The organism is Paraburkholderia sediminicola, assembly GCF_046026855.1.
GTDB classification, from domain to species: domain Bacteria; phylum Pseudomonadota; class Gammaproteobacteria; order Burkholderiales; family Burkholderiaceae; genus Paraburkholderia; species Paraburkholderia sediminicola_A.
In genome coordinates this window covers 18,092-32,876 of record NZ_JAQQET010000013.1, presented here as the reverse complement: position 1 = coordinate 32,876, position 14,785 = coordinate 18,092, and the positions used below count along the sequence as shown (strand labels likewise).

The window sequence follows — 14,785 nt, the reverse complement described above, 5'->3', positions numbered from 1 at the left end:
CGCCAGCGACCGGCGCTCGGCCCTGGTGCCGACGACTACAGGCTATCGAACGACAGGAAGTTCTTCACTATGAACGATATGATTCTCTCAGGCGTCAAGGTACTCGACCTGACGCGCGTGCTGGCAGGTCCATGGTGTACTCAGGCGCTGGCCGATATGGGCGCGCAGGTATTCAAGATCGAGCGTCCCGGTGTTGGCGATGAAATGCGTCAGTCCCCGCCGTTCCTGAAGAATCTCGATGGCGAGGCCACCAACGATACCCCCGCGTATTTCAGTGTGAATCGGGGAAAGCGTTCGCTGACCATCGACTTCACCAAGGAAGCCGGTCAGAAAATCGTGCTGGATCTTGCCGCTCAGTGCGACGTGTTCATCGAAAACTTCAAGGTCGGGGATCTGAAGCGTTATGGCCTCGACTACGAAGCCGTTCGAGCCATCAATCCCCGGATCGTCTATTGCTCGGTGACAGGCTACGGCCAGGATGGTCCGATGTCGCGCTTTCCCGGCTATGACCCCGTGCTTCAGGCCGTCTCCGGCATCATGAGTACCTGTGGTATCCCGGACGGTCAGCCTGGCGCAGGCCCGGTTCGTTCGATGGTGCCGCTCGTCGACGTAATGACAGGCATGATTTCCACCTCGTCGGTGCTGGCGGCGCTGTATCACCAACGCGCAACGGGTGAAGGGCAGTACGTCGACGTCGCGCTGCTGGACGTCGCGGTAGCGGCGACCACCTACATGTCGCAGACCTTTCTGTCGACCGGGCATGTGGCGGCACGTATCGGTAACGGAAGCCGCCTGTTCGCACCGTCGAACTGCTACTCCTGCGCCGATGGTCCGCTTCTGATACAGATCGGCAATGACGGCCAGTGGGCCAAGTTGTGCAAGGCGCTGGACCGTGAGGCATGGATGAAGGATCCGCGTTTCGCGAGCAATGGCGCGCGCCTCGAACACGTTGCAGAACTGGATGCCGAGATCACGGGCGTGACATCGCGGCTTGAGCGCCACAGTCTCGCTGCGTCGCTCAATGCGGTGGGTGTGCCTTGTGGTCCAGTCAATACGATCGAAGAAGCGTTCAATCATGAGCAGGTGATTCACCGCGGACTCCGCGCGGAAGTGGAGCATCCGACACACGGAGTCATTCCCGTCTTGCGAAGTCCATTCCGCTTTTCCCGGACGCCGGTTGAATTGAAGGCACCGCCGCAACTCGGCGCGGATACGTTACCCGTGCTCGAACAAGTGCTCGGCTTGTCGTCTTCCCAGATCGCTGAACTTCGTGCTGCGGGAGTCATCTGATGGCCGGGTCGAATGTTCTGATCGACGTGGACACGCTGTCGAGCCAATTGCAATCTGTACGGGTGGTCGATTGCAGCCATGATCTGGAGCGCACCGAGGCGGGCGTCAACGCCTATCGCGCCGGACACATTCCAGGCGCCGTGCACGCTCATCTCGATCGCGATCTGTCGGGTAAGAAAACCGGGATGAACGGGCGGCATCCGCTGCCCGCGCCCGATGCGTTGATTCGCTGGCTCGGCCAATCAGGTATTGATTCGACGATGCCCGTGGTCGCCTACGACCGCTCTGGAGGCGCTTATGCCGCGCGACTGTGGTGGTTGTTGCGATGGATCGGTCATCGTGACGTGCGCGTACTTGATGGGGGCTGGCAAGCGTGGGTCGAGGCGGGCCTTCCTGCGCACGAGGGCACGGTGACGGCACCGGCGGTGTCTTACGCGGCCCCCGAAGTCGCAGACGAACTTGGCGTGGACACCGCATTTGTCATGCGCAATCTGACTAGTCGTGAAGCTCTGATCGTCGACGCGCGGGGTGCGAGCCGGTACACGGGGGCAACGGAACCCATTGATCCGCGTGCAGGCCACATTCCCGGCGCGATCAATCGTCCCTACACCGACAACCTCGACGAACGCGGTCGCTTCAAATCTTCAGCAACGTTGGCGAGTGAATGGGCGCACACGCTGAATGGACGGCCCAGCGACGAGGTGATCGCGCAATGCGGCTCCGGCGTCACGGCCTGTCACAACCTCATGGCAATGGAGATCGCCGGTATGCGTTCTGCGCGCCTTTATCCGGGGTCCTGGAGCGAGTGGTGCAGCGACCCGCTGCGTCCTGTTGAAACTCACCTGGCATCTTCATGAATTGCGGCAATTAACCGCGAAATCTGTGCTTTTTCTACGGAGAGAATTGCGATGTTGAATGACTGGATTGAAATGCTGAAGAAAAACCGCGCGGCATCCGGTGCGCTGCTCGAACACCACCCCAAGCTGCTCGCCGGATTTCGTGGTCTGAACGAGTCGCAGGGAGGCACCGGAACTCTCGACGCGAAAACACGCGAGTTGATCGCGCTGGCCGTCGCTGTCACGACACGCTGCGAGGGTTGCATCGCATCACACGCACAGGCGGCGAGGAGCGCGGGCGTCACCGAGGCGGAACTTGCCGAGGCAATGTCAACGGCAATTGCTTTGAACGCCGGGGCAGCGTATGTTTACTCGCTCAAAGCGATGGATGCACACAAGGCCTTTCAGCAAACTTGAATAGTGTCATCATCGTGCCGGGCAACCCGCCGTGGACTGGCCGTGGCGTGGTTGCCCTTTCCTTCACTTCATGGTGATTTCATCATGACTTCTGCCCTCGACCCCGTACTCCAGCGCGCCTGCGACCAGGTTGAGCGCGCATTTGCCGACCCACGTCAGCAGCCGGTCGTTCATGCTTTCTTCGAGCCGGTCAGCTGCACGATTAGCTACGTGATCCGCGATCCCGGCAGTCAGGCGTGTGCAGTGATCGATTCCGTACTCGATTTCGATCCGGCGGCGGCCCGCGCGTCAACGTCGACGGCGCATGAGCTCGTGCGCTTCATCGAACAGGAAAAGCTCGACGTGAAATGGGTGTTGGAAACTCACGTTCACGCGGACCATCTTTGCGCGGCACCCTACGTGCAGCGGCGTTGCGGCGGCAAGACAGCGATTGGCGAGCATGTGGTCGATACCCAGCGGTATTTCGGGCACATGCTGAACTTAATGACAGATCCACACGCGGACAATCCTCCATTTGACCGGCTCTTTGTCGACGGAGACGCGTTCCGCATTGGCAACCTCGAAGCGACTGTGCTTCACGTGCCGGGGCATACGGCCGCGTGCCTTGCCTATGTCATTGGCGACGTCGTGTTTCCGGGCGATACCCTCTTCATGCCGGACTACGGCACGGCTCGCTGCGATTTCCCGGGTGGCGATGCACGCCAGCTTTATCGTTCTATTCGACGATTGCTTTCGCTCCCCGATCCGACGCGGCTCTATTTCTGCCACGACTATCTGCCTGCCGGACGCACCGAATATGTCTGGGAAACCACCGTCGGTGTGCAGAAGCGCGAGAACATCCATGTACGGCAAGAAATCAGCGAAGACGACTTTGTACACATGCGTGAAAGCCGCGATCGCACGCTGGCGATGCCACGTCTGCTCTTCTTCGCCGTTCAGGTCAATATGCGCGGCGGGCGTTTGCCGTCGGCAGAAAGTAACGGGATGCACTATCTGAAGGTGCCAATCAATCCAGTCTGATTGCCGGGATCATCTGATTGCTTTCCGTTGCGCTTACATCAGACGCCGATAAACAGTGGGCACTTCGCTTACCAGAAAATCGCGCATTTGTAGTATGTGCGCCTCTGGTCTGGGACGACGCGCGACGCCGATTTCCAGAACGTGCAGGACCTCCGGGTCGACAATGGGTACGGCAAGCAGCTTATGCGCTCTTGCAAGCAGCCGCATATAGCCTGGCACGACTGCGATGCCCTGACCACTTGCCGCGTACGCCATAGCGGACATTGCGGTGCTCACCTCATGTGCGAGATCGATCGTCAGGTCTTCGGGTAACGCCTTCTGGATCGCGAGGCGCGAAGACTGGTTCGTCACCACCACGGTTTCGTCCACCACATCCCGCCAGGTAAGAGGATCTTTGTGCGCGAGCTTGTGATCGCGCGGTATCAATGCCGTCCATCGGGAAGCGAAAAGCACCTGACTTTCGTTGTTTTCGTTATCGGGCAGGCGAACGCCGATGGCAATATCCGCGATGCCAGCGTCGACGACTTCCTGAAGCTGATGCGACATCACTTCGACACAAATAATCTTGACGTCGGGCCACAGCTTGGGCGCCCGTTCGAAGGCCACGCCCAGCAGTGACGTGATGACCGTCGGCGTGGTAGCGATACGGACGGTTTCGTACGAGCCCTTTCGCAGCGATGCCGCACAGCTTTCCGCCGCGCGCACTTCGATCAGCACGCGCACGACGCGTTCAAAATACTGTTTTCCGGCCTCGGTGAGACGCACGTAGCGCGTAGTGCGATCGAATACCCGGAACTCGAGGCTCATTTCCAGATCTCGGATCGCGAGACTGACAGCAGCCGGCGTCATGTGCAGAGCCTTGGATGCCTCGACAAAGCTGTTCAGACGGGCGACTGCCTCGAAGACCCGTAGATGCCGGAGATTGGTGAGGCTCATGGCTCGCTACCTTGCATTGCTGCACTGTTAACCTAAGCCATAATAATGGAGCGATATTCCTTGATTGTATATTAGGGATCGCCGCACTACATTGGATCTCGCCGGCAGCGCTAAACGTACGAACACTACAACGCGCTGGCAGGAAGGAGACGTTCGCGACGCTCACCAGTCGAGCCTTAATGGGCGTATCACGACAATGGGGTGCGCGCGGAATCGAGATCGAAAAGGAGGAGACAAGGAATGTTGCCAACTGCACGCGACATCAGCGCGGTTGCGGTATCTGCTGAGAAATCTGCCTATGCGAAGGTGAATCTGCGGATCCTGATTCCGCTAGGTCTTTGCTTCATGCTCGCGTTTATCGATCGTATCAACGTGGGTTTTGCGTATCTGCATATGAAGGCCGATGTGGGGCTGGATGAGGCCGCATTCGGCATCGGCGTGGGTTTGTTCTTTATCAGCTACACGTTGTTCGAAGTGCCGAGCAATCTGTTGCTGACGCGCATCGGCGCAAAGAAGACGATTTCGCGGATCATGATCCTGTGGGGGCTCGTATCCTCCGCGACCATGTTCGTGCAAACTCCCACGCAGTTCTATATCGCGCGCCTCGCGCTGGGTGTCGCCGAAGCCGGTTTCTTTCCCGGCGCGATGCTCATTCTCACCTACTGGTATCCGGCACAGAAACGGGCACGCGTGATCGCGCTGTTTTCGCTTGCAGTACCTCTCGCCGGAATGATTGGAAGCCCGCTGTCCGGCTGGATCATGCAAACGTTCAACGGCGTCGGAAATCTGAAGGACTGGCAGTGGATCTTCCTGATCGAAGGCCTCCTTCCCGTTATTGTTGGCGTGTTCATGTATTTTCTGCTTACCGACGATCCCAGGCACGCGCGATGGTTGACTTCGGAGGAGCGCGAAATCGTGGCGGGAGCAATTCAGGCAGAACTGAACGCGAAAGGGCATGATGAAAAAACGAGCCGCTTTTCTGCTGCGTTCAGGTCGTCACGGATCTATATCGTAGCGCTCGCTTACTTCCCTGTTGCCTGGGTTGGCAACGTGCTCAACTACTGGGCACCTTCGTTGATACGGCATCTGACGGGCGGAAACGTGCTGAATATCGGCCTGTTGCTTGCAATCCCTTCGATCACCGGTGCAATCGGGATGTTGATCGTGTGCCATCATTCGGACAAAAAACTCGAGAGGCGCTGGCATTGGGCGATCAGCGCAGCACTGACGGCGTGCGCTGCGATGACCCTCACGATGGTCGGCCAGAACCTCGTCGCCATGATGATTACCCTGTGTGTGCTGAATATCGGCTACCTGTGTATTGCCGCGCTGTTCTTCACGATTCCGACCGCATTCCTGTCCGGCACCGCCGCTGCAGGTGGCCTGGCATTGGTGAGCGCTTGTGGGCAGATCGGCGGCTTTCTCGCACCCATTGCCATCGGTCACATAAAGCTCGCGACTGGCAGCTTTTCGGCCGCGCTGTTTCTGGTGGCGGCGTTGCTCGCGATGGCGGCCTGCATTGTGATTGGATTGATTCCCGCCAGTATCTTCGGGAAACGGCCACTTGCCTAACTAACGCATGGCATGCAATGCATCGTGAGAACTACCATATCCAATATGATAAGTATTGCGAATTAATTAGATAAAATTTCAAAATGAAAATGACGAATCTGCACCTGATGCGAAAGCTGCACCGCCTTACGGCGTCCGCCGCGATTGCGGTATTCATGCTGACTTCGGTTGCTGCCCACGCCGAGAACTCGGTCACCCTCTACGGGATCATCGATTCTGGACTGCTTTACGTGAACAATCAGAATGGGGATCACAATTTCGAAACGACCACGGGTAAGTTGTCTGGGAGCCGTTTTGGGTTGAGAGGGAATGAAGATCTGGGCGGAGGGTTCAAAGCGTTTTTCGTGCTGGAGAACGGCTTTTCCGCCAATACAGGTGCGCAGCAGCAGGGATCCCGTCTATTTGGCCGGCAGGCGTATGTTGGCGTCGGGCAAGACTCGTTAGGCAAGCTCATGCTGGGCCGTCAGTACAGTCCATTTGAACTCTACGTCGGCTACCTGTCGGCGGGAATCCGCTTCGGCACGTCGTTGATGACTGACCCGTTCGATCTGAACATGCTCGGCGGATCGGTACGATTCAACAACGCAGTCACTTACGAGAGTCCCGATTATCGCGGGCTGACCTACAGCGTGCAGTATGCATTCAGTAATCAGGCTGCCGCACCTGGCGGCCTTGGCTTCGCCAACAACCGCGAGTTCGGTGCTGCCATCAAATATCTGCACGGAGGCCTGCGTGCGGCGGTGGGTTACGCCCGTCTCGATGGACCGAACGCAGCATCCAATACGAACGGAGCCACTTACGGCGATTATCCGGGTGCATTTCCGCTCTGGTTCAAACGGGTCGACACCAACTTGTCCGGGAAAACGTCAAATGCCGCGCTCGCCATTGGCAGCGAGCAGATTATCGCCGCTGGTGGTCTCTACCAGATTGGCAAGTTCGAGTTTGGCTCGGTCATTTCGCGTACGCTGATTGGCAAGCTGGCGATCTCCGGCGCCAGCACGCCTGGCTTCAACACCGCCAACGGACGCTTCGACATCGACTCGGCCGAAGTTAGCGCAAGCGTTTACGTGACGCCGAGCTACATCGTGGGCGCGATGGGAAAGTATTCCGACGCGAGTCTGCATACGGGCTCCGGCGTGATACCCATGCACTGGTGGACGTTTGGCGTTGGAAACGACTATCTGCTGTCCAAGCGAACCGATATCTATGTGGCGCTCGCGTATGAGATCGCTTCAGGTAAGGGGAATGTCGCGCAAGTGACACTCGATGCGCCTTCGTCGAATTCACATCAAATCGCCTTCACGATCGGCCTCCGTCATCGCTTCTGACTCACGTCTAAAAGGCGGACGGAAACATACATAACAGGGAAGACCCCTGTGGAGAAGGAATTTCAATGACGAGTCAATTGCCGCTAGAAGGCATCAGAGTGATCGAGGTGTGCAATGTCGCCGCCGGTCCGTACTGCGGGATGCTGCTGGCCGACATGGGGGCCGACGTGATCAAGGTCGAAAACCCGGACGGGGGCGACACACTGCGCAGTTGGCCGCCAATTTCGGATGGCTACAGTGAGAATTTTGCGTCGCTCAACCGGAACAAACGCTCGGTCACGCTTGACCTCAAGAAACCGGACGGCCTGCAGCTCTTGCGCGATCTGGCGCAAAGTGCGGATGCGCTGATCGAAAACAACCGGCCGGGGGTGATGAATCGGCTCGGGGTGGGCTACGAAGCCCTCTCTACGCTCAATCCGAAACTGGTGTATTGCTCGATCTCAGCGTACGGACAATCGGGGCCGCGTTCTACTGAAGGTGGTTTCGACCTTACCGTTCAGGCAATGAGCGGCATCATGAGCATCACGGGGGAGCCCGACGGCGCGCCGGTGAAGTGTGGTGTTCCGTTGGCCGATTTCTCTGCTGGCCTTTACGGTGCATTCGCCATTTCTGCGGCCCTTCGTTCGGCTGCGATGAGCGGAAAAGGCGCACATCTGGACATCCCGTTGCTGGGTGCCACCTTGGGGATCGCAGCGCTGCAGACGTCCGAATACTTTGGTAGCGGTCGAAACCCTAAACCCTTGGGGTCTGCCCATCCCCGCAATGCACCGTACCGGGTGTTTCGCAGCAAGGACGGCTACTTTGGCATGGCTGCCGGCAACAACGCGTTGTGGAGCTCGGTTTGCGACGTCCTTGGCCGACACGATTTAATGTCGGACGAGCGTTTCGCGACTCCGAGTACGCGAGCACAGCACCAGGATGCACTTCTGTCGATTCTGGAGTCGGAATTCGCCGCTGGCAATACGGCAGAGTGGCTCGAACGATTTCGGGCGGCCGGCGTGCCTTGCGCGCCGATCAACACCTTTTCCGAGGTGCTGGCTGATCCGCAGGTGAATCACATGGGTTGGGTGCAGCCTCTGGAATTGCCGAACGGAGTCAAGACACTGACTTTTGCCTCTCCTGTACGGATCGACTCGCAAAGTCTGCCGATCCGCATGCGCCCACCGGCTTTGGGCGAGCACAACGCTGAGGTTCTCGCGCCTCTTCGTGCGGCCGAAACTCAGCAGGTACAGCCGTGATCGACTCGCTCGAAGTTGAAGCCCGGGACGGAACGTGGACATTCACGCTCAATCGGCCCGACAAGCTCAATGCACTCAATGCGGCTCTTGTGGAGCGCGTGCTGAATGCCGTTGAACAGGCGAACGCGCAAAAGGCCAGGTTGCTCGTGTTTCGGGGAGCCGGTAAGTCCTTTTGTGCGGGATTCGATCTGAGTGAGATCGATGCTCAAAGCGAAGGCGATCTGGTGTTGCGCTTTATCCGCATCGAAATGTTGCTCCAGGCGATCGCGAAGTCCTCCGCGCCGACGTTGGCACTCGTCCATGGCAAGGTATTCGGCGCTGGCGTCGACCTTTTCTCGGTGTGTCGCCATCGTATCGCCGCACCCGGCAGCGTCTTTCGCATGCCGGGCCTTAAGTTTGGCCTTGTACTGGGCACGCGCCGGTTCGCCTCTGTCGTGGGCGCAGAGAAGGCTCGACAGATTCTGGAGGAAACGAACGCCTTCACCGCGGAGGAAGCCCTTGAGATGCACCTCGCACACAAGCTAACTTCTCCGGATGAGTGGGAGTGGATCACGGCAAGCGTCCGAGAAAAGACTCAGGCGCTTGACGATGTGGCGCGCGACGACCTCTATCGAGTACTGAGTTCGGGCCAGTCCGAAACTGATCTGTCCAACCTTGTGCGATCTGCCGCCCGTCCGGGTCTCAAGGAGCGGCTTCGCAGCTATCTCCGCACGGGTTCACGAGCCGCGTCGTGACGTATCGCGAACTCAAGTCTGAGGGCTGTTATGTCGCTCGATCTTGCGAGTCAGCGCCTTTTATTAGACGTACGGGAGGAGTTGCATTGATGAAAGGCTCCATTCGCTTCGAAAAATTCGTGGAGGCGTTGACGCGCCTGATAGACGGCTGCGACAATGAAGCGCCTCTGCGCCGCGACGGACATCGGCTGCTGGAGACGCTGATCGCGCATGATGACTGGTTGCCGGATGCCTTCGCTCAGCCCGATGCAAAGTACTACCAGCAATACCCGCTGCATGTCGATCCTCAAGGCCGATTTTCGGTCGTGAGCTTCGTCTGGGGCCCCGGACAGAATACGCCAGTGCACAACCATACCGTGTGGGGCCTTATCGGAATGCTGCGCGGCGGCGAGCGCTCGGAGCGATTCGAGTTCCGCGGAGACGGACAGTCTATGCGCTATGTCGGCGAAGAGACGCTGCACCCTGGCGAAGTGGACGAAGTTTCTCCGACAATCGGTGATATTCACCGCGTCTCAAACCTGTACGATGACCGCGTCTCGATTAGCGTTCATGTCTACGGCGGAGATATCGGGTGTATCTCGCGTCATGTGTTCGATCCACATACGGGGGCGGGCAAGGCGTTCGTTTCAGGCTATTCGAGTCGTAGAGAGAGTGACAGCACACGGTGAACGTTAATCGTGGACGAAGCGCAGGACTTTAGCGACGAATACCGGTCCGAAGTTAGCCAAAGGTCGAAGAACAGGTGCGAAGTGGCCAAGATTACTTGGCAGTTCGGTTCAAGTTTGCTTGCGTCGGCCAGTCGAATCGCGGCTGGCAGACATGTCGGGAACAAGTCTGCTTCAAGAGGTTTTGCAGAAAGTTGTTCCTCAGACCAACGCTTGAGGCGATCTTGTGGCTTTTCCGGCAGGCCTCAAGTGCAGCGCCGAATTGAATATCGATGAGGGCGCTGAGGATGCCCCGTGCGGTGGCGGGAACACCGCGAACTTTTTAGTTCAAATTGCCCGTGTCGGCTGCAACCCACTTGTCTGTAGTCCGCCACTTGACCAGTAGGGCCGACCAGCGCGCTGGATCGCGCGTGGCCCGTGGGGCGGACGAAGCAGGATAGGGCGGCGCATTCATGGCGACCAATGAATCCAGGACTTTGCATAAAACTGAATTTAGTCTATATTCGGTCTAAATGAGGCAGCAAACAGGGGATCGGACATGCGCCTGGCAGACCACGTAAAGCCAATCAGCTACCTGAAAAGCGACGCAGCGCAGATCGTCAAGGATTTGACGGCTTCTGGCGAGCCGCTGCTTATCACGCAGAATGGAGAAGCGAAGCTCGTCGTTCAGGACGTGCAAAGCTATGAGGACACCCAGCAAACGCTGGCGCTACTCAAAATTCTGGCCTTAGGCCGGAAGGGCATCGAACAGGGGAAATTCAAGGATGCCGACGAGTTTCTCACCGAACTCGACGACCTTGATCGGAAAGAGCAAATCCGCTGATGGGGCAGACGAAGTTCAAGCTCCTGGTTCTTGACGAGGCGCAGGAGGATACGAAGGATTTGCGTCGCTACATCCTCAAAAGCTTCGGTGCTCAGACGTGGAAACAAACGTCGGCGGAATTGGCCGTCACGTTTGGCAATATCAGGCAGTTCCCGCAGAGCGGTTATATTCCGGTGGAGCTTTCAGATTTCGGCGGTCTGAATTTCCGGGAAGCGTTGAGCGGCCAGAATCGGGTTATATATGAGGTGCGCGACGACACGATTTACATTCACGTCATCACCGATACGCGCCGTGATCTACGAACGCCTCTTCAGAAACGACTATTGCGTTCTCGCTGGTAAAGTCAGCCTTATTGGTGTTTTCACGCTGTAGTGCCGGAACACTCGCCAGATGGTGGCACACACTTGTTCCCGAAAAGCTCACTATACCGAGGAATGTTGATTCCCAATGCGCAAGTAACCGCCTATACCGACTGCGTATAGCGCAAACAATAAAACCGCCTACAACACGACGGCTGCCTGAAAAATAACGAGCACGTACGTCGCTTGGCGATTATCGATAACGGAGACCTGGTGAGGCTGGGCCGTTGCGTCATTGACGATTGCGCTGCTTTCAACTTCTGGTAGATTTATCGCTACGCGGCGCAGTACAAATACAAAGACAAAGACCGCGAATGATATTGTCGAGGTAAGTCATGGAAGTTCTTGATCGCGTGCCCGCCGTCTCGCCGGACGGACGCGCCGTGGTTTTCATGCTGTCGATCCGCGGCCGCGAGGTTGAAGGCGCAATTGCGCGTGACGCACTCGAAGAGCATTTCTGGCTACCGCGTAGCGCCGACGCGACGCGCATGCTCAAAACATTTCAAAACGGTCGCAACCGCATCGTCGCGGTCGCCCAAAGAAAGTTACTTGCACGGCCCGACGAACCGCTGAGGCTGACCGTCAACGACTTTGTGGCCCGGTAACCGACCGTTGGCTGACGATGACTGTCGCGTCGATGTGGGTCTGGTAAACACAAAAACGAACGATCGCTCAATTTCTTTTATGCAAAATCCCAAAATGGCAGAACGGTGAAGACTTCTCAGCCTCTCAACTCCGCTGCAGACGGCGGCCTATTCCGCCGGCCACGATTAAAGTTCGCCATATTCTCGTTGATCTGCTGAGTCTGAGAGGTCACCCGCGCGATTCCGTTGGTTCTGTGCCAGCAGTCTGTTAGCGTGTCCAACCGATTCGGATCACTATATCTACCGAGGTCGAGGGATTGACAGTGGCAGTCTGATGGCTTTGAGCTCGCAGTTCCCGAGATCATCCGGGCGAATTTACACAGTGTAATACTGCAGGTCGCACTGGCGTGTCGCTTCAGTCTGACGGGTTCCCGCCATATGTCGACTAGCTCACGTTTGCCAGTTTGTGGTGTGGGCGTAAGCAATCTGTAGAGCTACCCGATCAAGTCTGCCGGTACGGCCGCTTGAGTCTGGCAGGCGCTGCGTTTGCGGGATTGCTCACTACGCGATGCGCGGTCGCGCGTTCTATGCGCCTGTTTTTCGTCTTGGCCTTCGGAATAGTCCACCAGAGACCATCCACCTCTTCACTCAACTCGACGCCCTGCATGGCGACAATCTCATTGCTACGTTGTCCTGTCCACAGGTAGAGTTGCGCCACATCCGCTACATCCTCTTCCAGAATCTGCACCCACGGAACGAGAACTGTGATCTCGGGGCCTGTCAGTACACGCTTGTCCGTGACACGCTCACCGTTGCGACTGCGGCCCTTACTGCGTAGCCGCCCGCGCATGATCTGGCGCCACCAGTTCGGGGTATTTTCGGGCAGCCGCCCGGCATCGAGCGCGTAGTCCCACGCTGCGCTAAGTTCCATCTTGATGCGGTTCGCATAGGTTGGGCGATCTCGTAACCTTTCCAGCAGATCAAAGGCTATCTTGCGAGTGACGGTTTCAGGAAGCTTGTCCAGGATCGGTTCGATGGGACTGCCGTGTGCGTATCGAGTATTTGTCTGCACCGCGGGGCCGGCGTTGTGCTCGACGTGTCCAGCCAGATAATCGGCGACGAGGCACCGGACGGTATATGCACCGGGACCATGTTCGGCGTCCGGTGCGGCCACGTGCGCCTTGGCTCGACGTCGCGCGAGGGCGGGATCTTCGCCAGTATCGCGGATGCCTCGTTTTGCTTCCCATTCAACGACTGCCGCAGTGAGAGGCATTGCTGGCCAATCCCCGAGCTTGATTTGTCGCATGTTGCCGTCGAGAGGCGATCGGTATCGGTACGTCCAAGTGCGTCGCGTCGCGTCGCCGTAGCCTCAAGCCGTAAGCCGGGGAAGTCGTCGAACGCTCTATGTTGTTGCGGCTGGAGGAGCTTGGCCCGTCTGGCGTCGAATTTCATCTTCGGTCTGATGTCGGTTTCTCGGACTACTTTCAGTTGCAAAAAAACCTACGCTAAATGTTACGCTGGCCGCGAAGTTTTGCAACGCAATAGCGCACGTTGCTACTACGTTGATTGATTCGATAGTTGTTCCAAGTCTTTGTTTTTTTAAGCTGTTTTTTGGTGTCTGTGTGTTTTGATGTATATCTGCGATCGCATCCTCAAATCGGTTTGACAATATTTAAACGATTTATTTTGAGACTGTTCCTATACTGAGTCGCAATTGTCAAATCGCTGTTACCCGATAGCGGGGCACGGCCACCTATGACAAAGGTAGACGGGGCCAATCACCGTGCGTGCGAGACCAACCGATCCAGATAACGACCCGTAGAGGTCGATTTCAATAACAGGCAGAGCCTGAGAGACGTTGTAGAAAATCGATAGAACGGCCCCCAGTGGCCGAGCCGGGCCGGATAGCCGCATAATCGCATCCGGGAAAGAGAAGGGCCATTTTCGATTATGATGATCTGCCCCCTCGGTAATCAGCGCGCTAATGCCAAAATACGCGCCAATTTCGAGATAGTGGGGCGGCGGAACGGGGCGCGAGGCGAGGGACCTTTAATCGAAAAAGAGTGCAGCCGAATACGAAAACAGGAAGCTGGATCGTCGGTGCTAGCGCCGTCATCCCGGCCATCTGCCGGCTCACCGGCCATCAATTACGAAGGACGTTGCCGCGTTGCGGGGTTTTATGAGAATTGCAGTCCTGGATGACGATTCGGCTCAGGCCGACCTTGTTTGCCAAACGCTCTCGGCGGCCGGCCACGTCTGTCACGCTTATGGCGCGGGCCGCGAGTTGGTGCGGCAGCTGCGGCGCCAGACCTTCGACCTGCTCGTGCTCGACTGGAACGTACCCGACATGTCGGGCGAAGAGGTGCTGCACTGGGTGCGCGGAAGCCTTTCCGAGCGCTTGCCGGTCCTGTTCATGACGAGCCGCGGCCGCGAAACCGATATCACCTCGATCCTCAACACGGGCGCGGACGATTACGTCGTCAAGCCGGTCTCCGCGGCGGTCCTGCTGGCGCGCGTCGGCTCGTTACTGCGCCGGGCGTATCACCTGAAACCGCCTGCGGCCAAGGAAGTTTTCGGCGATTTCGAATTCGATCTGGGCGCGAAGCATGTGGTGGTGCGCGGCGCGACGGTCGCCGTGACGCAGAAGGAGTTCGAGCTCGCGCTGCTGTTGTTCCAGCACCTGAGCCGGCCGCTGTCGCGTGCGCATATTCTGGACGTGATCTGGAAGCAGGCAACGGACATCCCGTCGCGGACGATGGACACCCACGTATCGATGCTGCGCAGCAAGCTCGGCTTGCGCCCGGAGAAGGGCTATCGTCTGACGCCGATCTACGGCTATGGATACCGGCTCGAGCGGATCGAATCCGATACGCCGCCAGCGGCGGCCGAAAACCGCCCCGAAGCGGGGGGCGCGTGACGGTTTCTTTCGCTGTGGTCGCACCCGGCTGCACAGGTTCACCGGGCCGCCGCGCCGGCGCAGTGC

The 14,785-nt window shown here is 57.9% G+C and carries 14 protein-coding genes and 1 pseudogene; 13 read left to right on the top strand and 2 right to left on the bottom strand.

The genetic code is table 11. The features are described 5' to 3' along the window. The first annotated feature begins 69 nt into the window (after window positions 1-69). From PQR40_RS16040 to PQR40_RS16025, 4 genes are read left to right on the top strand one after another with little or no spacing between them, the layout of a single operon-like run. Window positions 70-1,290 carry a CaiB/BaiF CoA transferase family protein gene (locus PQR40_RS16040; protein ID WP_408509385.1) on the top strand — a complete coding sequence of 407 codons (1,221 nt, stop codon included), beginning with the start codon at window positions 70-72 and terminating at the stop codon, window positions 1,288-1,290. After that, window positions 1,290-2,147, top strand: a complete 858-nt coding sequence (locus tag PQR40_RS16035) for a sulfurtransferase (protein WP_408509384.1) — start codon at window positions 1,290-1,292, stop codon at window positions 2,145-2,147. The genes PQR40_RS16040 and PQR40_RS16035 overlap by 1 nt, the downstream gene beginning before the upstream one ends. A 51-nt stretch (window positions 2,148-2,198) precedes the next feature. Continuing rightward, window positions 2,199-2,543 carry a carboxymuconolactone decarboxylase family protein gene (locus PQR40_RS16030; RefSeq protein ID WP_408509383.1) on the top strand — a complete coding sequence of 115 codons (345 nt, stop codon included), beginning with the start codon at window positions 2,199-2,201 and terminating at the stop codon, window positions 2,541-2,543. A gap of 42 nt (window positions 2,544-2,585) precedes the next feature. Then, on the top strand, window positions 2,586-3,563 hold the full coding sequence (locus PQR40_RS16025) for an MBL fold metallo-hydrolase (protein ID WP_408509382.1): 978 nt from the start codon (window positions 2,586-2,588) through the stop codon (window positions 3,561-3,563). A gap of 33 nt (window positions 3,564-3,596) precedes the next feature. Here the strand turns inward: PQR40_RS16025 and PQR40_RS16020 are convergent, their stop codons facing one another. Next, the gene (locus PQR40_RS16020; RefSeq protein WP_408509381.1) at window positions 3,597-4,499 is read right to left on the bottom strand and encodes a LysR family transcriptional regulator; all 903 of its coding nucleotides are present in this window, start codon (window positions 4,497-4,499) and stop codon (window positions 3,597-3,599) included. A 240-nt stretch (window positions 4,500-4,739) separates the two neighbouring features. Between PQR40_RS16020 and PQR40_RS16015 the strand changes: the two genes are divergently transcribed. From PQR40_RS16015 to PQR40_RS15980, 8 genes are all read left to right on the top strand, one after another. Further along, window positions 4,740-6,071 (top strand): MFS transporter, encoded by a 1,332-nt coding sequence (locus PQR40_RS16015; protein ID WP_408509380.1) that lies wholly within the window; start codon window positions 4,740-4,742, stop codon window positions 6,069-6,071. Between the two features lie 107 nt (window positions 6,072-6,178). Further along, on the top strand, window positions 6,179-7,399 hold the full coding sequence (locus PQR40_RS16010; protein ID WP_408509379.1) for a porin: 1,221 nt from the start codon (window positions 6,179-6,181) through the stop codon (window positions 7,397-7,399). Window positions 7,400-7,464: 65 nt separating this feature from the next. Next, complete coding sequence (locus PQR40_RS16005; RefSeq protein ID WP_408236387.1) at window positions 7,465-8,637, top strand: CaiB/BaiF CoA transferase family protein; 1,173 nt, start codon at window positions 7,465-7,467, stop codon at window positions 8,635-8,637. Further along, on the top strand, window positions 8,634-9,371 hold the full coding sequence (locus tag PQR40_RS16000) for an enoyl-CoA hydratase/isomerase family protein (RefSeq protein WP_408509378.1): 738 nt from the start codon (window positions 8,634-8,636) through the stop codon (window positions 9,369-9,371). Before PQR40_RS16005 ends, PQR40_RS16000 begins: the two co-directional genes overlap by 4 nt. An 89-nt stretch (window positions 9,372-9,460) precedes the next feature. Further along, window positions 9,461-10,039, top strand: a complete 579-nt coding sequence (locus PQR40_RS15995; protein ID WP_408509377.1) for a cysteine dioxygenase family protein — start codon at window positions 9,461-9,463, stop codon at window positions 10,037-10,039. A 535-nt stretch (window positions 10,040-10,574) separates the two neighbouring features. Continuing rightward, window positions 10,575-10,859 carry a type II toxin-antitoxin system Phd/YefM family antitoxin gene (locus PQR40_RS15990; RefSeq protein ID WP_408236395.1) on the top strand — a complete coding sequence of 95 codons (285 nt, stop codon included), beginning with the start codon at window positions 10,575-10,577 and terminating at the stop codon, window positions 10,857-10,859. Further along, the gene (locus PQR40_RS15985) at window positions 10,859-11,200 is read left to right on the top strand and encodes a type II toxin-antitoxin system RelE/ParE family toxin (protein WP_408509376.1); all 342 of its coding nucleotides are present in this window, start codon (window positions 10,859-10,861) and stop codon (window positions 11,198-11,200) included. Before PQR40_RS15990 ends, PQR40_RS15985 begins: the two co-directional genes overlap by 1 nt. Window positions 11,201-11,553: 353 nt before the next feature. Continuing rightward, a complete protein-coding gene (locus PQR40_RS15980; protein WP_408509375.1) occupies window positions 11,554-11,823 on the top strand; it encodes a DUF1488 family protein in 270 nt (89 codons plus the stop codon). A 481-nt stretch (window positions 11,824-12,304) separates the two neighbouring features. Here the strand turns inward: PQR40_RS15980 and PQR40_RS15975 are convergent. Further along, window positions 12,305-13,141, bottom strand: a pseudogene (locus PQR40_RS15975) (tyrosine-type recombinase/integrase); the annotation flags it as partial. An 840-nt stretch (window positions 13,142-13,981) separates the two neighbouring features. Here PQR40_RS15975 and PQR40_RS15970 point away from each other — a divergent pair. Then, window positions 13,982-14,719 (top strand): response regulator transcription factor, encoded by a 738-nt coding sequence (locus PQR40_RS15970; RefSeq protein ID WP_408509374.1) that lies wholly within the window; start codon window positions 13,982-13,984, stop codon window positions 14,717-14,719. Window positions 14,720-14,785: the final 66 nt, after the last annotated feature.